The sequence below is a fragment of the Stenotrophomonas sp. YJH_SMC_122 genome (genome assembly GCF_059369535.1).
In genome coordinates, this window is sequence record NZ_JCAFST010000009.1 from 37720 (window position 1) to 60072 (window position 22353).

20 protein-coding genes are annotated in these 22353 nt (G+C 68.1%); 11 read left to right on the top strand and 9 right to left on the bottom strand.

The annotated features are described in order from the left end of the window. Positions 1–10: 10 nt before the first annotated feature. Positions 11–1069, bottom strand: a complete 1059-nt coding sequence (locus AC5P66_RS13130; protein WP_049438515.1) for a CDP-glycerol glycerophosphotransferase family protein — start codon at positions 1067–1069, stop codon at positions 11–13. Between AC5P66_RS13130 and AC5P66_RS13135 the strand changes: the two genes are divergently transcribed. After that, complete coding sequence (locus AC5P66_RS13135; protein ID WP_049411918.1) at positions 1068–1874, top strand: glycosyltransferase family 2 protein; 807 nt, start codon at positions 1068–1070, stop codon at positions 1872–1874. The genes AC5P66_RS13130 and AC5P66_RS13135 overlap by 2 nt on opposite strands. A gap of 30 nt (positions 1875–1904) precedes the next feature. Here AC5P66_RS13135 and AC5P66_RS13140 read toward each other — a convergent pair whose 3' ends face one another. The 5 genes from AC5P66_RS13140 to def form a co-directional block, all read right to left on the bottom strand. Next, positions 1905–3161, bottom strand: coding sequence for an O-antigen ligase family protein (locus AC5P66_RS13140; protein ID WP_049411916.1), 1257 nt, complete (start codon positions 3159–3161; stop codon positions 1905–1907). Between the two features lie 152 nt (positions 3162–3313). Then, the gene (locus AC5P66_RS13145; RefSeq protein WP_049411914.1) at positions 3314–5023 is read right to left on the bottom strand and encodes an ArnT family glycosyltransferase; all 1710 of its coding nucleotides are present in this window, start codon (positions 5021–5023) and stop codon (positions 3314–3316) included. 22 nt (positions 5024–5045) lie between these two features. Further along, entirely contained in the window at positions 5046–6377 is a 1332-nt protein-coding gene (rsmB, locus tag AC5P66_RS13150; RefSeq protein ID WP_495216410.1) for a 16S rRNA (cytosine(967)-C(5))-methyltransferase RsmB, read from the bottom strand. A 3-nt stretch (positions 6378–6380) separates the two neighbouring features. Next, positions 6381–7304, bottom strand: a complete 924-nt coding sequence (gene fmt, locus AC5P66_RS13155) for a methionyl-tRNA formyltransferase (protein WP_495216412.1) — start codon at positions 7302–7304, stop codon at positions 6381–6383. A gap of 120 nt (positions 7305–7424) precedes the next feature. Further along, positions 7425–7937 (bottom strand): peptide deformylase, encoded by a 513-nt coding sequence (def, locus tag AC5P66_RS13160; RefSeq protein ID WP_005419619.1) that lies wholly within the window; start codon positions 7935–7937, stop codon positions 7425–7427. 126 nt (positions 7938–8063) lie between these two features. Here def and AC5P66_RS13165 point away from each other — a divergent pair, with 126 nt between their 5' ends. From AC5P66_RS13165 to AC5P66_RS13205, 9 genes are all read left to right on the top strand, one after another. Then, entirely contained in the window at positions 8064–9194 is a 1131-nt protein-coding gene (locus AC5P66_RS13165) for a LysM peptidoglycan-binding domain-containing protein (RefSeq protein ID WP_495216413.1), read from the top strand. 110 nt (positions 9195–9304) lie between these two features. Continuing rightward, positions 9305–10432 (top strand): DNA-processing protein DprA, encoded by a 1128-nt coding sequence (gene dprA / locus AC5P66_RS13170; RefSeq protein ID WP_495216414.1) that lies wholly within the window; start codon positions 9305–9307, stop codon positions 10430–10432. A gap of 43 nt (positions 10433–10475) precedes the next feature. Beyond that, positions 10476–10949, top strand: a complete 474-nt coding sequence (locus AC5P66_RS13175) for a DUF494 family protein (RefSeq protein ID WP_005419622.1) — start codon at positions 10476–10478, stop codon at positions 10947–10949. 39 nt (positions 10950–10988) lie between these two features. Then, positions 10989–11747 (top strand): pilin, encoded by a 759-nt coding sequence (locus AC5P66_RS13180; RefSeq protein WP_134709465.1) that lies wholly within the window; start codon positions 10989–10991, stop codon positions 11745–11747. 49 nt (positions 11748–11796) lie between these two features. Next, positions 11797–12726 carry an RDD family protein gene (locus AC5P66_RS13185; protein ID WP_049438510.1) on the top strand — a complete coding sequence of 310 codons (930 nt, stop codon included), beginning with the start codon at positions 11797–11799 and terminating at the stop codon, positions 12724–12726. Positions 12727–12919: 193 nt separating this feature from the next. Beyond that, positions 12920–15403, top strand: a complete 2484-nt coding sequence (locus tag AC5P66_RS13190) for a DNA topoisomerase I (protein ID WP_495216415.1) — start codon at positions 12920–12922, stop codon at positions 15401–15403. Positions 15404–15515: 112 nt separating this feature from the next. Beyond that, a complete protein-coding gene (gene tsaC / locus AC5P66_RS13195; RefSeq protein ID WP_099494890.1) occupies positions 15516–16106 on the top strand; it encodes an L-threonylcarbamoyladenylate synthase type 1 TsaC in 591 nt (196 codons plus the stop codon). A gap of 43 nt (positions 16107–16149) precedes the next feature. Next, the gene (locus AC5P66_RS13200; RefSeq protein WP_111175349.1) at positions 16150–16839 is read left to right on the top strand and encodes a DUF4124 domain-containing protein; all 690 of its coding nucleotides are present in this window, start codon (positions 16150–16152) and stop codon (positions 16837–16839) included. Positions 16840–16873: 34 nt separating this feature from the next. After that, a complete protein-coding gene (locus AC5P66_RS13205) occupies positions 16874–17584 on the top strand; it encodes a hypothetical protein (RefSeq protein ID WP_049438507.1) in 711 nt (236 codons plus the stop codon). A 96-nt stretch (positions 17585–17680) separates the two neighbouring features. Here AC5P66_RS13205 and AC5P66_RS13210 read toward each other — a convergent pair whose 3' ends face one another. Continuing rightward, positions 17681–18457 (bottom strand): SDR family oxidoreductase, encoded by a 777-nt coding sequence (locus AC5P66_RS13210; protein WP_014038643.1) that lies wholly within the window; start codon positions 18455–18457, stop codon positions 17681–17683. 111 nt (positions 18458–18568) lie between these two features. Between AC5P66_RS13210 and AC5P66_RS13215 the strand changes: the two genes are divergently transcribed. Then, a complete protein-coding gene (locus tag AC5P66_RS13215; RefSeq protein WP_049411884.1) occupies positions 18569–18781 on the top strand; it encodes a hypothetical protein in 213 nt (70 codons plus the stop codon). Between the two features lie 125 nt (positions 18782–18906). On the opposite strand, the gene sppA is transcribed toward AC5P66_RS13215, so the two are convergent. Then, a complete protein-coding gene (sppA, locus tag AC5P66_RS13220; RefSeq protein ID WP_049411880.1) occupies positions 18907–20829 on the bottom strand; it encodes a signal peptide peptidase SppA in 1923 nt (640 codons plus the stop codon). Between the two features lie 115 nt (positions 20830–20944). Further along, positions 20945–22309, bottom strand: coding sequence for an MATE family efflux transporter (locus tag AC5P66_RS13225; protein ID WP_005419642.1), 1365 nt, complete (start codon positions 22307–22309; stop codon positions 20945–20947). Between the last annotated feature and the right edge of the window lie 44 nt (positions 22310–22353).

The window sequence follows — 22353 nt, forward strand, 5'->3', positions numbered from 1 at the left end:
CATCAACCCATCAGCGCTGCGACGGCCCCCAATACCCCAGGTCCTTGCGGATCTGCAGGTCGCGCACCCAGCTGCCGAACGGCTTGCGCCGCAGCACGCCCATTTCACCGGACAGGAAATCCTCGGTAGCCGCAATCACGCGCTCGCTGGACAGGCCATCGCGGTACGGATGGATGGCATCGGCGTAGCGCACGATCTCCGCCTGCAGCGCGGCGTCGGGATGCAGCGCGCGCTGCAGCATCGCCGGCAGCTGCACCGGGTCGTCGAAGTCGATCATGTGCGGCTTGGGCACCCGGTTGCGGAAGGTCACCACCGGCTTGTGCTGGACGATGAACTCCGAAACGATCGACGAGGTATCCGACACCAGCACATCGGCGGCGCGCTGTGCGGCCATCACCTGCTCCGGCTCGATGAAGCGCGCATTGGCGCCGGCCAGCGCGCGGTAGCGTTCGAACAATTCCGGTGGGCACTTCGGGTGCAGGGTCAGCAGCCAGTAGCGGTTGCCTTCGGCGATGTCGGCGGCGATCTGCGCATGCAGGTGCGGGGCTGCGCTCAGGCGTTCGGTGAAGGTCGAGCCGAACAGGATCACCGGGCGTCCTCCAGCGGCGGCGCGCAGCGCGGCGCTCTCGCCACCGTCGTCGCGGAACAGCGGATCCAGCTTTGGCCAGCCGGTCTCGGCCACCGCGAAGTGGCCCTGCAGGGCCGCGATCTCACGGAACGGCGCGGTGGTGGCCGGCCCCTGCGTGCAGTAAAGGTCGAACATGCCGCGCACCCGGAAGTGGCCACGCGCGCTGTCCCGCTTCTCCACGTTGAAGCCATGGAAAAGCTGCACCTTGGCTCCCGAAAGGAAGGTCGGCACCCAGTTGGCGGCGCTGAACACCGCCCGCGGCCGCAGTGCCAGCGCCTGCTTGAGGCCGATGTTGGGCACTCCTGGCAGCTGGCTGCCGGCCGCGCCGCCCTCGAACCAGGCTGCCACCTCCTGCCCGGAGGCGTGCAAGGCCTGCGCCAACGGGGCGAGAATAGGCAGCGCATAGCGCTCCGTCGCAAACAACAGGTACCCGGCCATCATGTCCTCCACGACCGCTCCCATCGAACGGCCTCGCATCTCGGCCTGCATTATCGCGTTCAACGAGGCCGGCCGCATCGGCGACTGCCTGGCCTCGCTGGCCTTCTGCGATGAGATCGTCGTCGTGGACTCCTACTCCACCGATGCCACCGTGGCCATCGCCGAGGCCGCAGGCGCCCGCGTGCTGCAGCGCCCGTTCGACGGCTTCCGCAGCCAGAAGGCGTACTGCGTCGAGCAGGCCGGCCACGACTGGGTACTGTGCCTGGACGCCGATGAGCGGATCAGCCCGGAACTGCGTGCGGCCATCGAACAGGCCCGCGACGGTGGCTTCGCTGGCCATGCCGGCTATCGCTTCGCACGCCTGTCGGAGTACTTCGGCAAGTTCCTGCGCCATGGCAATGCCTACCCGGACCGGGTGATGCGCCTGTTCGACCGCCGCCGTGGCGGCTGGCGCGGCAAGCGCGAGATCCACGAGGCCGCCAGCGTCGATGGCAGTGTCGGTACCCTGCGCGGCGACCTGGTCCACTATCCCTACCGCTCCTTGCAGCAACAGCTGGCCAAGACCGAGAAGTACGCGCGGATGATGGCCGAGCACGAGTTCGCGCGCGGCAAACGTGCCACGCTGGGCAAGCTGGTGCTGGCACCGGCCTGGCGGTTCTGGCGCGGCTTCGTGTTCCGTGGCGGCTTCCGCGACGGCTGGCATGGCCTGGTCTACGCCTATGTGCGCGCCAACTACGTGCGCCAGAAGACCATCATGCTGTGGATGCTGGGCAACGGCCAGGCCGTGGCTGATCCGCCCAGTCCCTGATCGCCGGGCCCTGCCCGGCGCGCCGATGCGTCACGCCCCGGTGACTGCCCGGTGGCGCGCGCCTTCGACGATCGACAGGCCGGTCAGCAGGCCGACCAGGGTCACGTAGAAACTGGCCGTCATCTGGTGCGCGAACATCGACTGGGTCAGGCCGCACAGCGCATAGGTGATCACCAGCATGATGCCGGCTGCGGCCGGCCCCCGGAAGGTCGACCGTCCGCTGCGGCGATGAAGCCGCACGAACAACCCTAGCGGGATGCCATACACCGCCAGCAACAGCAGCAGGCCCGGTACGCCCTGGGTCGCTGCCCATTCGGCAACATCGTTGTGTGCATGCCCCAGGTGGCAACGCAACTCTTCCGGATTCTCACGGCAGACCGGCACGCGCAGCATCGCGCTGTCGAAATGACCGATGCCAACCCCCACCAGCGGGTGATCGAGGAAGGTCTCCCAGGCCACCTGCAGGCGTTCCACGCGGGCACCGGCGGAAGAATCACTGTCGCCCAGCTCCATCCGCTGCACGTCACTGTGCAGCTCGCTCAGGCGCACCTGGTGACGCAGCTCCGGCACCGACAGCAACAGGGTCGCGCCGATCGCCAGCATGCCGGCCAGCACCGACAGGCGCGCCGCACCGGTGCGCCAGCGCAGGCTCAGCGCCAGCACCACCAGCAGCGCCAGCAGGGCGGCGAACACGCCGCGGCTGCCGGTCAGCACGATGGTGCCGCAGCCGGCGGCCATGCCGAGGATCACCAGCGACCAGCGCCGCGACGGGCGACAGAACACCAGCAACACCATCAACACCATCACGATGTCGGCCAGCACGATGGCGTTGGTGAACAACTCTGCGCGCGGGGCGCCACCCAGCACCTGCCACAGCGACATCGCGAAGGTGGCGAGCAGGCCGGTCAATGATCCGTACCAGAGCCACCGCAGGTTGGGACGCAGCGCGCAGACCCAGAGCGCGATCCACGGGATCACCACGAATCGCGAGCGGTTGTCGACGTCTCGCAGGCCCTGCTCGAACAACACCACCGACAGTACGCCGAGCGCCAGCACCGCCAGCATCAGCCAGGCCAGCACTTTCACCGGCTGACCGGCCATGCCGCGCGCGCGCCACAGCAGCTCCGGCGCCAGCAGCGTGCTGAGCAGCAGCAGCAGGCCATACGGCAACAGGTTGATCGGCACGGTCAGCACCAGTGCCGGCAGGCAGAACAGGCCCAGCTGGGCGAGCGCATGCGCGACCCCATGGCGCCCACCGGCGGGAACGCCCAGCGGGTTTCCGGCCATGGGGTTCAGGTTGTCCGGTGAAGCTGGCACGTCGGGAAGTATCGCTGCAATCTGAGGGAAGAACGGGACGGGCCAACGCAGGCCGTCCCAGCCTGCTGTTTTACTGCCTTTGGGCCCGCTTGGGCAGACTGGACAAGCCGGAATCGTGGTGGCTAGTCATGTTCCTGCAAACGCCGTTCACGTTCGCGCTCCTCTGCAGTGACCACGCAGGGCACCTTCACCGCTGCTGCCGGCACCAGCCACCAGCGCCGCCGGTTGGCCACGCCGGCCAGTTCAGAACGGTTGCGGTCGACGCACGACAGCATCGCGTATTCGTGCACCAGCAACCAGCGGCGTCCGGGCGCCAGCCGCTGCCAGCGCGTGGCCGCAATCAGCTGCTCGTCCCAGTCCGTCTCGAAACCGAAGGTCGCTGCAGGACGGTCGGCCAGCAGCAGATGCTGCTCCTTCCAGGCCACCAGCCCCAACTCGGCATCCGGGCCCAGACGGCTACCAACCGTGCGCATCAGGCCGCGGGCGGAACTGGAATCGTTCAGCAGCGGATAGCCGACCAGGCTGTACAGCACCCAGACCATCGCCAGGGTCGACACCAGCGCCAGATGCCGGCGACGGCCGCAGGCCAGCAGGCTCAATCCGCCCCACACACCCATCGCCAGGATCGTCCAGGCCAGTGCGTCGACGGCGCCGGGCCCCAGCCCGCGGCTGTGGGTCAGGCGCAGCTCGAAGGCCGGCTCGCCCAGCACCGCCATCGCACCGGCCAGGGCCAGGCCCAGTGACAGCAGGCCGGTGAACGCCCCCACCACGGCCTGCACATCGCGCCGCCTCAGCAATCCAGGCAACAGCGGCGCCAGCACCAGGCAGAACATCGGCAGCGCCGGCAGGATGTACACATCGCGCTTGCCGGCGGGAATCGAGAAGAACAGCACCACCATCAGCCACCAGGCCAGCGGCAGCAGGTAGCGCGGGTCGCGGCGGCGCAGCCGGCGGCGCCACGCCGGAATCGCCCAGGGCAGGGCCAGGAACGCCGGGATCCACATCAGCGGCATCGTCGCCAGGAAGTACCAGGCGGGCTGATGGTGGTCCCAGGAATGGGCGTAGCGCCGCGCCGTCTGCTGGAACAGGATGTCGTCCATGTAGGCCCGGTACTCGTCCGAGCCGGTGGCAAAGCCGGCCAGCAGCATCGGCGCCAGCCACAAGGACACGGCCAGCAGGAAGGCCAGCGGCGCCAGCCAGAAACGCGCGTCGCGCGCATGCAGTCCCACCCGTGGCCACTGCAGCGCCGCGGCGATCGCCGCAGGCACGAGCATCAGCAGCGCCAGCATCCCCACGCCCTTGGTGATCACGCCGATGCCAGCAAAGAACCAGCCCAGCCACCACCAGCGCCAGCTTGGTCCCAGCAAAAGGTGGCGCAGCAGGCCGTAGTTGGCCAGGGTGATGAACAGCAGCAGCAGTGGGTCGATCTGCGCCTTCTTCGCCTGGAAGGTGAACTGCAGCGCGAACAGCAGCGCCCAGCCGGCATACAACCCCACCCGCCGCGTCCACAGGCGCCGCCCCAGGTCGACCACGCACCACAGCGTGCCCAGCGCCGCCAGCAGCGACGGCAGCAGGAAGGCCACGCGCCACTGCCCGACCAGGCTGTACAGCGTGGCCTGCCACCACATCAGCATCGGCGGCTTGTCCGAGTACAGCTCGGTGCCGCGATGCGGGAACAGCCACTGCCCGCTGTCGAACATCTGCTTGGCCACCAGTGCGAAGCGCGGTTCGTCCGACGGCCACGGATCACGAAGGCCCAGCCCGGCCCCCAGCACCAGCAGGGCCATCACCACGAACAACCACGTCTCGCGCGACGCGCGGGATTTCAGCATGGGACTCGGAACGTCAGCGGGGTCAGGCTGTTTTTAGCAGACGCGCGTAAAAGAAACCGTCGGCATCGTTGTCACCCGGCAGGCGCTGGCGCGCAATCCCCTCGCAATCCAGGCCGAATGTGTCATCCAGAGGCTGTGCCGCTGCGTCCGGATGCCACTTCAGGAAGGCTCGCACCTGATCGACGTTCTCGGCGCGCAGGATCGAACAGGTGGCGTACAGCAGCACGCCTCCCGGGCGCAGCATTGACCAGCACGCCTCCAGCAGGCGGGCCTGCACGCCGACCAGCGCATCGATGTCCTCGGCGCGGCGGTGGAACATCACGTCCGGCTGGCGGCGGATCACGCCGGTGGCCGAGCACGGGGCATCCAGCAGGATGGCGTCGAACGGCGTGCCGTCCCACCAGGCCCCGGGATCGCTGGCATCGGCCACCCGGGTCTGCGCGCCCTCGCCCACACCGGTGCGGTTATAGGTATCGCGGGCGCGCGCGAGGCGACGCGCATCGATATCGAGCGCCAGCAGGCGCAGACTGGGGTCACGTTCCAGCAGGTGCGCCGACTTGCCACCGGGCGCCGCACAGGCGTCCAGCACGCGGGCGCCGGTCGCGGGCGCCAGCGCGTCGGCTGCGCATTGCGCCGACAGGTCCTGTACCGACAGTGCACCGTCGGCAAAACCCGGCAGCTGGTTCACGGCAACCGGGGCCGCCAGGCGCAATGCATCGGCGCAGAGCGCGCTGGGTTCGGCGGCAATGCCCGCCTCGGCCAGTGCCGCCAGTGCCTTGTCACGGCCACCGTGCTGGCGATTGGCACGCAGCCACAATGGGGCCGGTTGCAGGCTGGCGCTGAAGATGGCGTCGGCCTGTGCCGGCCAATCGCGTTCCACCGCATCGGCCAGCCATACCGGGAAGGCATCGCGCGCCGGCTGCTCCGGGAAACCCTCGCGCTGCGCGCGGCGCAGGATCGCATTGACCAGGCCGGCCTGGCGCTCGCGGCCCAGCGCACGCGCGGCATCGACCGTGGCCGACAGCGCCGCATGCGCCGGCAGTTCCAACACGTCCAGCTGGGCAAAGCCCACCATCAACAGGGTGCGCAGGTCGGCGTCGCGCGCCGACAGCGGCTTCTGCATCCACGACTGCAAGGCAGCGTCATAGGTACTGCGGCGACGCAGGACCGCAAAGCACAGCGCTTCCAGCAAGGCACGATCGCGGCTGTCGGCCAGCTTCGGCAGCGCCCAGGCCAGTTCGGCCTTCAATGAACGGCCACGGGTGAACACCTGTGCCAGCACGCGTGCGGCCAGCATGCGCGTGGACGCGCCCGGCGCCGCCTTGGCCACGGAGAAATCGTTCTGCTTCGACACCGCTTATGCTCCCACGCGCAGATCACGGCGGGCGTTGAGGTAGTCGGCGGCGGTGATCGCCTTGCCGCCTTCGCGCTGCAGCGTACGCAAGCGCAGTGCGCCCTGGCCACAGGCGATGTCGATGCCATCGCGGCTGGCCGCCAGCACCGTGCCCGGCGCCTGGCCGTGGGCCTCGTCCAGCGCCACCGCGCCATGGATGCGCACGCGTTCGCCAGCCAGCGTCGCTTCGGCGATCGGCCACGGATTGAAGGCACGCACGGTACGCGCCAGCACATCGGCGCCCTGCGCCCAGTCCAGACGGGCTTCGGCCTTGTCCAGCTTGTGCGCATAGGTCACGCCCTGCTCCGGCTGCGGCCGTGCGATCGGCTTGATGCCGGCCCGCAGCAGGCCCAGGCCGTCGGACAGGACCTGTGCACCCAGCTCGGCCAGCTTGTCATGCAGCTGGCCACCGGTATCGGTGGCAGCGATCGGCAATTCCTGGTGCAGCAGCACCGGGCCGGTATCCAGGCCCGCTTCCATCTGCATCAGGCACACACCGGTCTTTGCGTCACCGGCCTGGATCGCGCGCTGGATCGGCGCAGCACCGCGCCAGCGAGGCAGCAGCGAGGCATGCACGTTCCAGCAGCCGTGGGTCGGGATCGCCAGTACCGCCTTGGGCAGGATCAGGCCGTAGGCCACCACCACCATCAGGTCCGGCTGCAGCTCGCGCAGCTGCTGCTGTGCAGCCTCGTCCTTCAGTGATTCGGGCTGGTAGACCGGAATGCCACGGGCCACGGCCTCGAGCTTGACCGGCGACGGTGCCAGGCCACGGCCTCGGCCGGCCGGCCGGTCAGGCTGGGTATAGACGGCCACGACCTCGTGGTGGCGCGCCGCGGCGCGCAGCGACGACACCGCGAATTCCGGCGTACCGGCAAAGACAATCCTCATGGCTACCCCACTTGCAGGATGGATTCGTGCAGGAAAGAAAACGGCGCCGTCGGCCGGCGCCGTGCAGCCCGCGCGCGTCGCGCAGGCACGGGCCACCCGAAGGGCGGCCCTGATGGGCGATCACGCCACGTGCTTGCGCTGCTTGGCCAGCTTCTTGCGGACCATCTCGCGCTTGAGCGGCGACAGGTAGTCGATGAACAGCTTGCCGTCCAGATGGTCCATCTCGTGCTGGATGCAGGTGGCTAGCACTTCACCGGCCTCCAGCTGCTGTTCCTGGCCGTTGCGGTCCAGGTACTTCACGGTGATGGTGTCGGCGCGGGTGACGTCGGCGAAGATGCCCGGGACCGACAGGCAACCCTCCTGGTACACCCGGCCCCCGTCCCTGGCGACGATTTCCGGGTTGATGAACACATGCGGTTCATTCTTCTCTTCGCTGACATCGATGACCATGAAGCGCTTGTGCACGTCCACCTGGGTGGCCGCCAGGCCGATGCCCGGGGCGTCGTACATGGTCTGGAACATGTTGTCGATCAGTTCCTGGAAGGCCGGCGTGGTGACTTCGGCGGCGTCGATCAACGCAGCCTTGGTACGCAGGCGCGGATCGGGGAACTCGAGAATGGGGAGAAGGGCCATGGCTGTTTCCGGATAGGGGGCCGGCACGCCGGCATACGTCGCAGATTCTAGCTCCAACGCTTGCCTTGCGCCCCGGTTTCTGGACTATAGTGCGCGGACCTGTTGGGGAATCAGGGCTTCACACCTATGTTGCTTCGTTTTCGTACGGTCGTCGCCGCGGCGATGCTGACCGTGGCTGCCTATGCTACCGCCGTGGAAGTGAATGGCGGGCACCCGGACACCTATGTGGTCCGAAAAGGGGATACGTTGTGGGATATCGCCGCACGTTTCCTGCAGAAGCCTTGGCTGTGGCCGGAGATCTGGCAAGCCAATCCGCAGATCGCCAACCCGCACCTGATCTATCCAGGTGACGTGCTGAGCCTGGCCTACCTGGACCGGGTGACCGTGTCCCAGGCCGGCCCGCGCCAGGAGGCCCCGATCGACGCCATTCCGCTGGCCCAGGTCGAGCCGTTCCTGAAGCAGTTGAGCGTTGTCGACAGCATCAAGCAGCTGCCCTACGTGGTCGGCCTGGAGGACAACCGCCTGCGCGTGTCCGGCGGTGACACCGTCTACGTGCGCCTGGCCGATGCCCAGGTGGGCCAGCGCTGGGCCGTGGTACGCCCGACCGTGCGGTACGCCCAGCCCAAGCCGACCGAAGACCTGACCGCCAATGGCGACGTGACCCCGGGCAGCGGCAACCTGTGGAAGGCCTACAACGCGCCCAACGCCCGCCGTGGCGTGCTCGGCTACGAGCTGGCCCAGGTCGCTACCGGCACCATCACCCAGATTGCCGACGGCAAGGTCGAGGCCTCCACGCTGGTGCTGGACAAGAACGACGGCGGCCGCGAAGTGCGCGCCGGTGACCGCCTGGTGCCGGTCGAAGCCAAGCCATACGACCTGCAGTTCGTCCCTCACGTACCCGCTGCCGGTGTCGAGGGTGTGGACGTGCGCGTGCTGGCCGTCACCGACATGTTCAATGCCGGTGGCCCGCGCGACGTGATCGCGATCTCGGCCGGCCGTGCCCAGGGCGTGGACAACGGGACCGTGTTCTCGCTGTGGCGCCCGGGCCGCCATGTGGCGCACCGCATGAAGTACCCGGGCTCCTCGCGCATGGACGACTCGCTCAGCACCGGCGCCGGCCGGGTCTCGCTGCCGGACGAGTATGCCGCGCACGCGATGGTGTTCCGCACCTTCGACAACGTCAGCTACGCGCTGGTGATGCAGGGTGTGAAGCCGGTGCAGGTGGGGTACAACGCGCTGCACCCGGACGCAAAGTAACCATTGCCGGGCGTGCCGGCCGCTGCCCGGCGGGCGTCTGCGGGAAAACCTGACGATCACGTGCGAAGGCGCCCTAGGGCGCCTTTGTTGTGTGCGGCCGATAGTGGGGGATGATCACGCATGCATATGAGGCGCTGCTGCGCCTGTTGGTGGCGGGAGGCGCACTGGCGCCACGACGGGCCCTGCTGCAGGCCGCGGGCGGTGCGCAAGCCGCCATCGCGCAAGGCCCGGCGAACTGGCGCGCGCACGGCTGCACGCCGGAGCAATGCGCCGCGCTGGAACGTCCCGACGCCCGGGTGTGTGCAGCCGCCCTGCGCTGGCTGGAACAGGACAACCATCACCTGCTGCCCTGCACCGATCCGGCCTTTCCACCTTCGTTGCTGGAGGTGCTCAACCCGCCGCTGGCGCTGTTCGTCGCCGGTGACCCCAGCCTGGCCTGGCGCCCGTCGGTGGCGCTGGTCGGCAGCCGTTCCCCCACCCCGGGTGGGCGCGCACTGGCCGCGCGTTTTGCCGGCTGTTTCGTCGAGGCGGGCCTGGCGGTGACCAGCGGCCTGGCCGCAGGCATCGATGCGGCTGCGCACCAGGCCACGCTGGACGCCGGCGGCTGCACCGTGGCGGTGATCGGCACCGGTCCTGACCGCGCCTATCCGGACAGCCACGCCCGGCTGCAGGCGCGCATCGCCGCCGAGGGCGTGGTGCTCAGTGAGTACCTGCCGGGTACGGCGGCCCGCCCAGGCCACTTCCCCGCGCGCAACCGGCTGGTAGCCGGGCTGGCGCTGGCGACCGTGGTGGTCGAGGCCGCCCAGCGCTCGGGCGCGCTGATCACCGCGCGGCTGGCCGCCGAGGCAGGCCGCGAGGTCTGTGCCCTGCCCGGATCGGTGCTCAACCCGCGCGCGGCTGGCTGCCACCGCCTGATCCGCGAGGGCGCGGCGCTGGTCGAGCGCCCCGAGGAGGTTCTGGAACTGCTCGCCCCTGCCCTTCGCCAGCAGCTGCCGGGCTTGCAATCGCGGCTGGCCACCCCCACTGAACAGGCACCGCCGGCCCTCCTGCCGGCGCGCTGGGCCGACGACCCGGACTACCAGTGCTTGTGGCGGGCCCTGGACCACAACCCAAGCGGTATGGATTCACTGATCACGCGCTGTGGATTGACGGCGTCCCAGGTGTCCTCCATGCTGCTGGCCATGGAACTGGCGGGAATCGTGGTGTGCGTACACGGCCGCTACTGTCGAACTCCCTAGTTTCTTCACCTCCACAGCGTCGCGCGACGCAGGCCGAGGGGCAATGAAAGAGAGCATCCTGGATGTACTGCTGTACCTGTTTGAACACTATTTCAGCGAAGATGCGGACCTGATCCGTGACCGCGATTCGCTGCAGAACGGCCTGATCCAGGCCGGTTTCAGCCCCACCGAGATCAACAAGGCGTTCGACTGGCTCGATGCCCTGGCCGCGCAGCGGCCGAGCGTGGCCCAGGCGCGGGTCGATGGCCCCGTGCGCATCTACCATGGCCCCGAGCTGGACAAGCTGGATGTGGAATGCCGCGGCTTCCTGCTGTACCTGGAACAGCACGGCATCCTCGACGCCGACCAGCGCGAGCTGGTGCTGGACCGGGCGATGGCCCTGGACCAGGACGAACTGGACCTGGACGACCTGAAATGGGTCGTGCTGATGGTGCTGTTCAACCAGCCCGGCTCAGAAGCGGCCTATGCCTGGATGGAGACGCAGATGTTCATGGACGAGCCAGAACCCCTTCACTGACCGTACACTTGGGGGCATAGCGCATTCAGGAGCGTCCCCGTGAGCGAGTGGTTCCATGCAGAAGGCAACCGGCAGCAAGGCCCGCTGCCGGCGGAACAGTTGGTCGAGTTGTTCCGAAACAACCAGATCTCCCTGGACACCCTGGTCTGGCGCGACGGCCTGCCGCAATGGCAGCCGTTGCGCACCGTTGTCGACGAGCTGGGCCTGATCGTGCCGGCGCTGGACGTTGCTGCGCCGGCCCAGCCACCCGAGCCGGAACCGGAACCGGTGGCCCCCCCTCCGCCGCAGCCGCCTGTGCTGCCGCCGTCCACGCCCTATGCCACCCAGGCGGCAGCCGGGGTCCTGCCACCGCCGAAGAAGAAGCTCTCCGGTTGCGCCCTGACCGCGATCATCGGCGGCGGCCTGCTGCTGGTACTGGTACCGATCATGGCCATCCTCGCGGCGATCGCCCTGCCCGCATACAACGACTACACCGTGCGTGCCAGGATCGCGACCGCGGTCAATGCCCTGCAGCCGCTGAAACAGCAGGTGCAGCACTTCGCCGACGATGAAGGCCGCTGCCCCGGCGCCAACGATGCCGGTTTCCCGGCCCCGGGTGACTTCAGCCAGGCCGGCCTGTCGGCGGTGAACATCGGCCGCTTCAACAACGGCCACTGTGGCATCGAAGCAACGCTGGCCGTGCCCGGCAAGAGCCTCGATGGCGACCTGCTGTGGCTGGAATATGATCGCGACAGCGGCCGCTGGGAATGCAGTGGTGAAAGCGACGACAAGTACCTGCCGACGTCATGCCGCGGCTGAGCCACGCGCACGGCAGCACCTCCAAGGACGATCCAACAGGGAACATGCAATGACTGAGTGGTACTACGCCGAAGGACAGCAACGCCAGGGCCCGCTGTCGGTCCAGGAGATCCGCCAGCGCTTCCAGCGCGGCGAACTGAACCTGGACACCCTGGTCTGGCGCGAAGGCATGGCCCAGTGGGCTGCACTGCGCCAGGTGGTCGATGAACTGGGCCTGCAGACGCTGGCCGGCGCCAGCACCGCCACTGCCAGTGGCGGCTTCGACCTGCGCAGCGACTACGCTGCCATCGACAACGGCACTGCGCCGCTGCCTGGCACGGGCGCGCTCAGCAGCTCGCCCTACAACGCCCCGGCCGCCGCCGCTGCCGGTGGCGCGCGGCCGGTGATCGGCGGCGAGGTGGTCTACGCCGGCTTCTGGAAGCGCGTCGCGGCCTACATGATCGACTACTTCGTGCTGGCCGTGCCGGGCGGCATCATCGGCGCCATCATCGGCGTGGTGCTTGGCGCCAGCATGGGCGCGGTGGGCAGTGGCGAGACCTCCATCGAAATCGTCGCGCAGCTGGCCAGCGCGCTGATCAACATGGCCATCGGCGTGGCCTACTACACCTGGTTCCATTCCTCGCAGGGCGGCGCCACGCTGGGCAAGATGGCGGTCGGCATCAAGGTCGTGCGCAGCAACGGTGACCGCCTGACCCGTGGCCGCGCCTTCGGTCGCTACTGGGCCATGCTGCTGAGCAGCTTCACCCTGGGCATCGGCTTCCTGATGGCCGCCTTCACCGAGCGCAAGCAGGGCCTGCACGACATGATCTGCGACACTCTGGTGGTCGACCGCTGGGCCTATACCGACCAGCCGCAGCTTCAGCGCCATGAGCTGGGTACGGTCACCATCGTGATCCTGGTGCTGACCGGCCTGCTGGCGGTGGCGGGCCTGGTGCTGCTGGTGGCTGCGGTCGGCTTCATCGCCAAGATGGCCTCATGAACGGCCATCCTCACGTCTGGCTGCTTGACAGGGGCTGGCCGGGCGTGATTCCTCTAATAAGGTGAAACCTGAACGCCCGGCACACTACCGGGCGTTCAGCGTATTGATTTGTCCGTGGCCGCTTCACTAATGCGGCCGTTTGCTCCACCCTAGCGGCCCCTTCCCTGCGGCTCGCCCCACAGACACTGCTGCCATGCCCAAGCACCTGCTCATCGTCGAATCGCCGGCCAAGGCCAAGACGATCAACAAATACCTCGGCAAGGACTACACCGTCCTGGCCTCGTATGGGCATGTGCGTGACCTGATTCCGAAGGAAGGCGCGGTCGACCCGGACAACGGGTTCGCCATGCACTACGACGTGATCGACAAGAACGAAAAGCATGTCGATGCGATCGCCAAGGCCGCCAAGGGCGCCGACGACATCCTGCTGGCAACCGACCCGGATCGCGAGGGTGAAGCGATCAGCTGGCATATCGCCGAGATCCTGAAGGAACGCGGGCTGGTCAAGGACAAGCCGATGCAGCGCGTGGTGTTCACCGAGATCACCCCGCGCGCCATCAAGGAAGCGATCAGCCAGCCGCGCGCGATCGCCAGCGACCTGGTCGATGCCCAGCAGGCCCGCCGCGCGCTGGACTACCTGGTCGGCTTCAACCTGTCGCCGGTGCTGTGGCGCAAGGTGCAGCGCGGCCTGTCCGCCGGCCGCGTGCAGAGCCCGGCGCTGCGCATGATCGTCGAGCGCGAGGAAGAGATCGAAGCCTTCATCGCCCGCGAGTACTGGTCGATCGCTGCCGAGTGTGCGCACCCGTCCCAGCACTTCAATGCCAAGCTGGTCAAGCTGGACGGGCAGAAGTTCGAGCAGTTCACCGTCACCGATGGCGACACCGCTGAAGCGGCGCGCATGCGCATCCAGCAGGCCGCGCAGGGCTCGCTGCACGTCACCGACGTGGCCAGCAAGGAGCGCAAGCGCCGCCCGGCACCGCCGTTCACCACCTCCACCCTGCAGCAGGAAGCCTCGCGCAAGCTCGGCTTCACCACCCGCAAGACCATGCAGGTGGCGCAGAAGCTGTATGAAGGCGTGGCCATCGGCGACGAAGGCACCGTCGGCCTGATTTCGTACATGCGTACCGACTCGGTGAACCTGTCGCAGGACGCGCTGGCGGAAATCCGCGACGTGATCGCCCGCGACTACGGCATCGCCTCGCTGCCGGACCAGCCCAACACCTACCAGACCAAGTCGAAGAACGCCCAGGAAGCGCACGAAGCGGTGCGCCCGACCTCGGCCCTGCGCACGCCGTCGCAGGTCGCCCGCTTCCTTACCGACGACGAGCGGCGCCTGTACGAGCTGATCTGGAAGCGTGCGGTGGCCTGCCAGATGATCCCGGCCACGCTCAACACCGTCAGCGTCGACCTGTCGGCCGGCAGCGAACACGTGTTCCGCGCCAGCGGCACCACCGTGGTCGTGCCTGGCTTCCTGGCCGTGTACGAGGAAGGCAAGGACAACAAGAGCGCCGAGGACGAGGATGAGGGCCGCAAGCTGCCCGCGATGAAGCCGGGCGACCGCATCCCGCTGGAACGCATCCTGGCCGAACAGCATTTCACCCAGCCACCGCCGCGCTACACCGAAGCGGCGCTGGTGAAGGCGCTGGAAGAGTACGGCATCGGTCGTCCCTCGACCTACGCCTCGATCATCCAGACCCTGCTGTTCCGCAAGTATGTGGAAATGGAAGGCCGCAGCTTCCGCCCATCCGACGTGGGCCGCGCGGTGTCCAAGTTCCTGTCCAGCCACTTCACCCAGTACGTGGATTACGACTTCACCGCCAGGCTTGAGGACGAGCTCGATGCCGTCTCGCGCGGTGAGGAAGAATGGATCCCGCTGATGGCCCGTTTCTGGGAGCCGTTCAAGGAACTGGTCGAAGACAAGAAGGAATCGGTCGACCGCGCCGAGGCCAGTGGCGCGCGCGAGCTCGGCACCGACCCGAAGACCGGCAAGCCGGTCAGCGTGCGGCTGGGTCGCTTCGGGCCATATGCCGCCATCGGCAGCACCGCCGAGGACGCCGAGGAAAAGCCGAAGTTCGCCTCGTTGCGCCCCGGCCAGTCGATGCACACCATCTCGCTGGAAGACGCGTTGGAACTGTTCCTGATGCCGCGCGCACTGGGCGAGGACAATGGTGAGCCGGTCAGCGTCGGCATCGGTCGCTTCGGCCCGTTCGCCAAGCGCGGCAGCACCTACGCCTCGCTGAAGAAGGAAGACGACCCGTACACCATCGACCTGGCCCGCGCCGTATTCCTGATCGAAGAGAAGGAAGAAATCGCGCGCAACCGGATCATCAAGGAGTTCGAGGGCAGCGACATCCAGGTACTGAACGGCCGCTTCGGCCCGTACATCAGCGACGGCAGGATGAACGGCAAGATCCCCAAGGATCGCGAACCGGCATCGCTGACCCTGGCCGAAGTGCAGCAGCTGATGGAAGAAACCGGCAAGCCGGTGCGCAAGGGCTTCGGCGCCAAGAAAGCCGCCGCGAAGAAGGCGCCGGCCAAGAAGGCTGCGGTGAAGAAGGAAGCAGCGCCGAAGAAGGCCGCGGCCAAGAAAGCACCGGCCAAGAAGACGGTGAAGAAAGCTGCCGCAAAGAAGGCACCGGCGAAGAAGGCCGTCAAGAAGACCGCTGCAAAGAAGTAGATGAGGGGTAGTGCCGGCCGCTGGCCGGCAACCCCGGAAACATCAGATGCCGGCCAGCGGCCGCCACTACCGAGTGGTGCGTTCCACCCCTTCTGCACGCGGCGGGGGGATAATGGAGGCCCACGCCGGGCTGGTCGCCGTCATGAAAGAACTCACCCTGAACTCTGCTGTCGCCACGCTCCGCGCCGGTGGCGTGATCGCCTATCCGACCGAAGCGGTCTGGGGCCTGGGCTGCGATCCGTCACATGAAGCCGCGGTGCACGCGGTGCTGCGGCTGAAGCAGCGCCCGATCGAAAAGGGCATGATCCTGGTCGCCGCCGAACTGTCGCAGCTGGAGGGCTGGGTCCGCCTGCAGGCATTGCCCGACGCCCGCCAGCGCGCGGTGCTGGCCAGCTGGCCGGGCGCCAACACCTGGATCCTGCCGGCCGGTCCGCACGCGCAGCCCTGGGTCACCGGCGAACACAGCGGTATCGCGGTGCGCATCAGCGCCCACCCGCTGGTCGCCGCCCTGTGCCGCGCCTGGGGTGGCCCGCTGGTCTCCACCAGCGCCAACCTGGCCGGTGAACCACCGGCCCGCAGCCGTGCCGAGCTCGATCCGCGCCTGCTGCGCCTGCTCGATGGCCTCCTCGACGGCGAGACCGGCGGCCTGGCCCAGCCAACCCCGATCCGCGACGCGCTCAGCGGCAACGTGCTGCGCTCCTGAACCGACGATTGCACTACCGCGGACAATCACGCACCCTGCCGCCATGAACCTGCTGCGCACCGCCCTGGGCCTGTGCCTGTTGCTGCCATGGACCGCACCCGCCGCCGAGGACGTGCGCGTGTACCGCTGTGTCGCCAGCAACGGCGCCGTGGCCCTGCAGGACAAGCCGTGCAGCAGTGGCCGGCAGGAAGTGCGTGACCTGCAGCGCCCGCGCGATCCGGCGCCCCGGGTGGTGCGCAGCGACGCGGCCCCCGCCCGGCCGGACGAGGTTCCGGTGATGCGTGATCGTGAGGTCCGCCACGTCTACCTCCAGCCACCACAACCGTTGTACGAGTGCGTAAGCGACGACGGTCGTCGCTACACCAGCGACAACAACGAGGGCAATCCGCGCTGGGTGCCATTGTGGACCAGCGTCTGGCTCCCGCATGGGCACCACGGCCCGGTCCATCCCGGCCCACGCCCGGCCTTCGGCACGCCGGTCGGCACCCCCATCGGTGAAGGAACCGGCTACCGGCCGCCAGCGGTGGGTGTCGGTGTGCAGGTTCCGGCCGGCAGCGTGCTGGTCCGCGACAGCTGCCATGCGCTGCCGCCACAGGAAGTCTGCGCGCGCCTGCGCGACCGCCGCTGGGAACTGGACCGCCGCTACAACAGCGCGCTGCAAAGTGAACGCACCGCCATCAGCAACGAACAGCGTGGCATCGACGCGCGCCTGTCGCGTGACTGCGAACGCTGAGCGCAGCGCCTGCCGTGGCATGTACGCTGTGCGCATGAAGAACCTGATCTGGCTGGCCCTGGGCCTGTTCGCCGGCAACGCAGTGGCCGACGACGGGCTGATCTACCGCTGCACCTCCAGCAACAGCGATGTGCCCACCCTGCAACGTACGCCCTGCCCAGCCGGCAACAAGCAGCAGGTGGTGCGGATTCCGGCCGCTGCCAGTGCGTCGCCCACGCCGGCCCCTGTGCCGTCGCCACCCGCACCGGCGGCGGCGGGTACGCCGCCGGCTTCCGCGCCCAGCCCCCGCCGCCCCGGCGAAGGACGCACGATCATGGAAGCCGGCATGGTCGAACGCGAAGGCGGCGATCTGATACTCGACAGTGCATCGCTGCCACGCCAGGCCGATGCCGCGCCGGACAGCAATGCGCCACCGAAGCCGCCGCTGCCGCCCATCTTCCAGTGCACCGACAGCCAGGGCGGTGGCTACCTGCACGAATACGAAGCTGCCCCCGGCCGCTGCGAACTGATGACCGTGCAGGGCCTGGGCGGCGCCACACCGGTCAATGCTGCAGGCTGCGAAGTGGTGCGCGACCGCTGCGAGGAACTGCCGGACGCGCAGCGCTGCAGCAGCTGGCAGCAACGCTTCCGCGACGCACGTGGCCGCGAGCGGTTCGCCTCACCGGAGAACCGCGACAACGCCCGGGCGGAACGCGAACGGTTGCAGGGCGTGCTGGAGGCCAGCAACTGCCCGGTCCCGGGGTGACTGCCATGCGGTAGTGCCGGCCGCTGGCCGGCAATCGCAGGATCTTCAAAAATGATTCCAGTTGCCGGCCAGCGGCCGGCACTACCCGCTGGAAGATCAGAACCCGTAGCGCAGGAAACCGCCATCCACTGCGATGCACTCGCCGGTGACATAGCTGGCCGCCGGCAGGCACAGGAAGCCTACCGCAGCAGCCACTTCCTCCGGCTCGCCGATACGACGCATCGGCGTGCGATTGATGACTTCTTCGTAGTAGTCCGGGTCCGACAACGGGCCGGACGTGCGCCGCGTGCGGATGTACCAGGGCGCCACCGCGTTGACCCGGATGCCATCCTCCGCCCACTCGACGGCCAGGTTGCGGGTCATCTGGTGCATCGCGGCCTTGGTCATGCCATAGACCACGCCACTGCGCACATGGGTCAGGCCGGACACGCTGCCGACGTTGACGATGGACGACGACGCATGCCGTGCCAACAGCGGATGCGCGTAGCGCGACAGCTCGAAGGCCGAGAACAGGTTGGTCTCGAAGATCTTGCGCCATTCGTCCTCGGAATACTCCGTGGCCGCCTTGGTGACGTTGCCACCGGCGTTGTTGACCAGGATGTGCAGGCCATCGCTGTGGTCCTCCACCCAGTCCAGGATCTGCCGGCGGTCCTCGTCATCGGAGACATCGGCAGCCAGCGCGTGCACCTGGTGCTGCGGATACACGTCCAGCAGTTCGTCGCGCGCCGTCTCCAGCATATCGATGTCACGGCCCACGATCATCAGGTCGGCGCCGAGGCCGGCCAGTTCGTGCGCGATGGCCAGGCCAATGCCGGCGCTGGCGCCCGTAATCAGGGCAGTCTGGCCGTCCAGGCGCCACCGTTGCTGGGTCATGTGTCCTCCGGGGCCGCGCCCGCTGTGTTTCGATGCCGCAAGGATACGCGCTCACGGCAGGGCGTTGCCGGAGATGCGACACTGCGCGAACGCCCACCGCGGAGTACCGCCATGCGCATCCTGATCCTGTCCTTGTCCCTGCTGGCCATCGTGCTGCTGGTGGCCTGCCAGCGTCCTCCGACGCCGAACCCGGAGAAGCCACCGGTACCCAAAGCGATGTCGCGTGCGATGCAGGAGCCGCTGGACCGCGCCAAGGGCGCGCAGAAGGCCGTGGATGAAGCCGCCGCACGCGAGCGCAAGGCCGAGGCCGACGCGGCGCAATGACGAGTGGCCCATGGGGTCAGAGCCCTTTGCGAAGCCAAGGGATCCAACCCCATGAACGAGAACGCCCGGCCAAGGCCGGGCGTTTCGCTGTCCAGTAGTTCCACGATCTGCGTGGATGGCTTCCGTCAGAACCCGCAGAAGCAGTAAGCAAGCGCCTTCACCGGTGCGCCATTGCCCTTCTCACGGGCCGCGTTCTCGACAAAGCGCAGCTGCGTATCCACTTCGGGCATCGTGCGTGCCAGCATCATCCGCGCCATGCCCGAATCGGACAGCATCCAGGCACCGGCGCGGCTGCCGGCGAAACCGCTGACGAACTGTGCGAACGGCGTGGCTGCCTTCTCGATGTAGCGCACCCGGTAGGCATCGGCCTTGCCCAGCTTGGCCCGGCTGGCGGCGTCGGCCACGGCATCCTTCAGGCCACCGAAGGCGTCAACCAGGCCACGTTCCTTGGCCTGTGCACCGCTCCACACGCGGCCACGGGCCACTTCGTCGACGGCCTCGACCGGCTTCTTGCGGGCGTCGGCGACGCGACCGGTGAAGTCGGCGTAACCCTTGTTGATCACCGTCTGGATGACCTGGCCCACCGCCGGATCCATCGGACGGGTGACATCGAAGGCACCCGCGAAACGGGTGGTGCCGACACCATCGGTATGCACGCCGATCTTGTCCAGCGCGCGGCTGAAGTTCGGCACCATGCCGAAGATGCCGATCGAACCGGTGATGGTCGACGGATCGGCATAGATGCGATCGGCATTCATGCTGATCCAGTAGCCACCGGAGGCAGCCAGGTCGCCCATCGACACCACCACCGGCTTGCCGGCAGCCTGCAGGGCTACCACTTCACGACGGATCTGCTCGGAGGCGAACACTTCACCGCCCGGCGAATCCACCCGCAGCACCACCGACTTCACGTTGTCGTCGTCGCGCGCGGCACGCAGCAGCGCCGAGGTCGACTCGCCACCGATGCGGCCGGCCGGCAGGTCACCGCCACTGATTTCGCCGGCAGCCACCACCACGGCCACCTGCGGACGCGAGTCCACCGGGTTGCGGCGCGCGTCGAGCAGGGCCAGGTAGCGGCCGAAGTCGACGTTGCGGAAACCACCGTCGGCATCCTCGTCGGCCACGCCGCGCTCGATCATCAGATCCTCGAATTCCTCGCGGGTCTTCAGCGCGGTCACCAGCTTCTGCTGCAGCGCGAACTTGGCCAGGTCGCCACCGGCGGCGGCGATGCCTTCCGGCAGCGTGTCGATGCCGGCGGCCAGCTGTGCCGGGTCCAGGCGGCGGGCCTTGGCGATGTCGCCCAGGTAGCGCTGCCACACGTCGTTCATCCAGAACAGGTCGGCTTCCTTGGAGGCCGGCGACGCGGCGTCGAGCACGTACGGCTCGGCCGCGGACTTGTACTCGCCCACCTTGAACAGGTGCACGTCCACGCCCAGCTTGTCCTGCAGGCCGGTGCGGAAGTACTGGCGATAGCGGCCCAGGCCTTCGAGCACGACCGAACCCATCGGGTCCAGGTAGACCTCGTCGGCCTGCGCGGCCAGCAGGTACTGCGACTGGCCCATGCTCTCGCTGTAGGCCACCAGCTGCTTGCCGGAGGCACGCAGATCCTGCAGCGCGGCGGCCACTTCACGCAGCGAAGCGAACCCGGACGGCTGCAGCTTGTCCAGCTCCAGCACCACGCGCTCGATCTTCTTGTCGTCCTTGGCCGACTCGATCACCCGCAGCAGATCGCGCAGCTGGATTTCCTCGGCACCGTTGTCACCCACCGCCTTGGCCAGCGCGCGGCTGACCGGATCGGCACTGAACTGCTCGACCAGGCGGCCTTCCGGCGCGATCACCAGGGTGGTGCGGTCCTGCAGCGACTTGCTGGCACCGGCGCCCATGCCGGCGGCGATGACGAACATCACCAGCAGCAGGAACAGCAGGCCGAAGAACACCAGGTTGAGGATCAACCGGCGGGTGAAGTTCATGACGTCCCACAGCCCGATGAAGAAACTGGCGACGGGGTTGCGACGCGCCGGGGGCAGCGGGGGCACGGGTTGATTCATGGAACGCTCCGGATGGCTTCTTGCCGTGGTACCAGCATAGCCGGTGCCGCGTGATGCAGCATCGGACACAAGTCAGGGGATCGCCCGTCACGGGTGAACGTAGCGGGCAGGAAGATCAGGACAGCGCGGACTGCCCGATGCGCTGGCTGCTGCGGCGCAGGCGCCAGCCCATCAGGATCGCAGCGGCGGTCAGGCCGACGATCAGGCCGATCCACATGCCCTGCGGGCCCATGCCCAGCCCCAGGCCGAGCCCGGCGCCGAGCGGCATGCCCAGGCCCCAGTACGCGAACATGGCGATGAACATCGGCACGCGGGTGTCCTTCAGCCCGCGCAGCGCGCCGGCCGACAGTACCTGGATGCCGTCCGGGAACTGGAAGGTGGCCGCGTACAGCAGCAGGGTCGAGGCCAGCCCGGCCACCGCCAGGTCGTTGGTGTACACGCCGACGATGGCGTCGTGGCCGAACAGCAGCACCGCCGCCGACAGCGTCTGCGTGCCCATGATGATCGCGTAACCGGCCCAGGCCGCGCGTCGCACGCCGAAGCCGTCACCACGGCCGACCGCATGGCCGACGCGCACGGTGGTGGCCTCGGCCACGCCCATCGGGATCATGAAGCACAGCTGCGCGACGTTGATCGCGATCTGGTGAGCCGCCGCTTCATTGGCTCCCAGGCGACCGATCAGCAACGCGGTGACGATGAACAAGCCACCTTCCATCAGCACGGTGATGCCGATCGGCAGGCCGGTGCGCAGCAGCTCCCAGATCGCCTTCCAGCGCGGCCCTTCGAAATGCGAGAACAGCTGCAGGTGGGCAAAGCGCTTGGTGCGCCACAGGTACAGGGCAAACGCCGTGGCCTGCAGCCACATCATCACCGCCGAAGCGATGCCCAGGCCTTCCGCCCCCAGTTCCGGGAAGCCGAGCTTGCCGTTGGCCAGCACGTAGCCCATTGGCGCCAGCACCAGCAGGCCACCGAAGCCGAGCAGCATGGTCGGCAACGTCCAGTGCATGCCTTCGCTCAGGTAGCGCATGCAGAAGTACAGGGTCAGCGCAGGTCCGCCCCAGCGCACCGCATGCAGGAACGCGGTCGCCCCCGGCACGATGTCCGGCGCGATGCCGAAGGCCGGCAGCAACGGCGGCACCACGGTGAGGAAGGTGAACATGATCAGGCCCAGGCCCAGCGCCAGCCACAACGCCTGGCGGAACAGCGGGCCGATCTCGCGCTCGCGGCCGGCGCCATGCAGCTGCGACACCGAGGCGGTAAGCGAGATGAGCGTGCCGATCGGGATCAGCATCGGCAGCCACAACAGTGCGGTACCGATGGTCACCGCAGCCAGGGTCGCCGTAGCGTGGTGGCCGGCAATCACGTTGTCGACGAAGGAGATCAGACCGGTGGACACATGGCCCAGCACGAGCGGCAGGGCGAGCAGACCGGTGGCGCCGACTTCCTTGCTGAAGCGCGGCGTGGAGGTTGCAGTAGACATAAGGTGCTTGACGCGAACTGCGGTTGCGCGCGAAGGGCACAGGC

Bases quoted from the DNA above. Each gene is read 5' to 3' on its own strand.
- AC5P66_RS13135 (WP_049411918.1), top strand. From the start codon at position 1,068: ATGTCCTCCACGACCGCTCCCATCGAACGGCCTCGCATCTCGGCCTGC.
- AC5P66_RS13130 (WP_049438515.1), bottom strand. From the start codon at position 1,069: ATGATGGCCGGGTACCTGTTGTTTGCGACGGAGCGCTATGCGCTGCCT.
- AC5P66_RS13140 (WP_049411916.1), bottom strand. From the start codon at position 3,161: ATGGCCGGAAACCCGCTGGGCGTTCCCGCCGGTGGGCGCCATGGGGTC.
- AC5P66_RS13145 (WP_049411914.1), bottom strand. From the start codon at position 5,023: ATGCTGAAATCCCGCGCGTCGCGCGAGACGTGGTTGTTCGTGGTGATG.
- fmt (WP_495216412.1), bottom strand. From the start codon at position 7,304: ATGAGGATTGTCTTTGCCGGTACGCCGGAATTCGCGGTGTCGTCGCTG.
- def (WP_005419619.1), bottom strand. From the start codon at position 7,937: ATGGCCCTTCTCCCCATTCTCGAGTTCCCCGATCCGCGCCTGCGTACC.
- AC5P66_RS13165 (WP_495216413.1), top strand. From the start codon at position 8,064: ATGTTGCTTCGTTTTCGTACGGTCGTCGCCGCGGCGATGCTGACCGTG.
- dprA (WP_495216414.1), top strand. From the start codon at position 9,305: ATGATCACGCATGCATATGAGGCGCTGCTGCGCCTGTTGGTGGCGGGA.
- AC5P66_RS13175 (WP_005419622.1), top strand. From the start codon at position 10,476: ATGAAAGAGAGCATCCTGGATGTACTGCTGTACCTGTTTGAACACTAT.
- AC5P66_RS13185 (WP_049438510.1), top strand. From the start codon at position 11,797: ATGACTGAGTGGTACTACGCCGAAGGACAGCAACGCCAGGGCCCGCTG.
- AC5P66_RS13190 (WP_495216415.1), top strand. From the start codon at position 12,920: ATGCCCAAGCACCTGCTCATCGTCGAATCGCCGGCCAAGGCCAAGACG.
- tsaC (WP_099494890.1), top strand. From the start codon at position 15,516: ATGGAGGCCCACGCCGGGCTGGTCGCCGTCATGAAAGAACTCACCCTG.
- AC5P66_RS13200 (WP_111175349.1), top strand. From the start codon at position 16,150: ATGAACCTGCTGCGCACCGCCCTGGGCCTGTGCCTGTTGCTGCCATGG.
- AC5P66_RS13205 (WP_049438507.1), top strand. From the start codon at position 16,874: ATGAAGAACCTGATCTGGCTGGCCCTGGGCCTGTTCGCCGGCAACGCA.
- AC5P66_RS13210 (WP_014038643.1), bottom strand. From the start codon at position 18,457: ATGACCCAGCAACGGTGGCGCCTGGACGGCCAGACTGCCCTGATTACG.
- AC5P66_RS13215 (WP_049411884.1), top strand. From the start codon at position 18,569: ATGCGCATCCTGATCCTGTCCTTGTCCCTGCTGGCCATCGTGCTGCTG.
- sppA (WP_049411880.1), bottom strand. From the start codon at position 20,829: ATGAATCAACCCGTGCCCCCGCTGCCCCCGGCGCGTCGCAACCCCGTC.
- AC5P66_RS13225 (WP_005419642.1), bottom strand. From the start codon at position 22,309: ATGTCTACTGCAACCTCCACGCCGCGCTTCAGCAAGGAAGTCGGCGCC.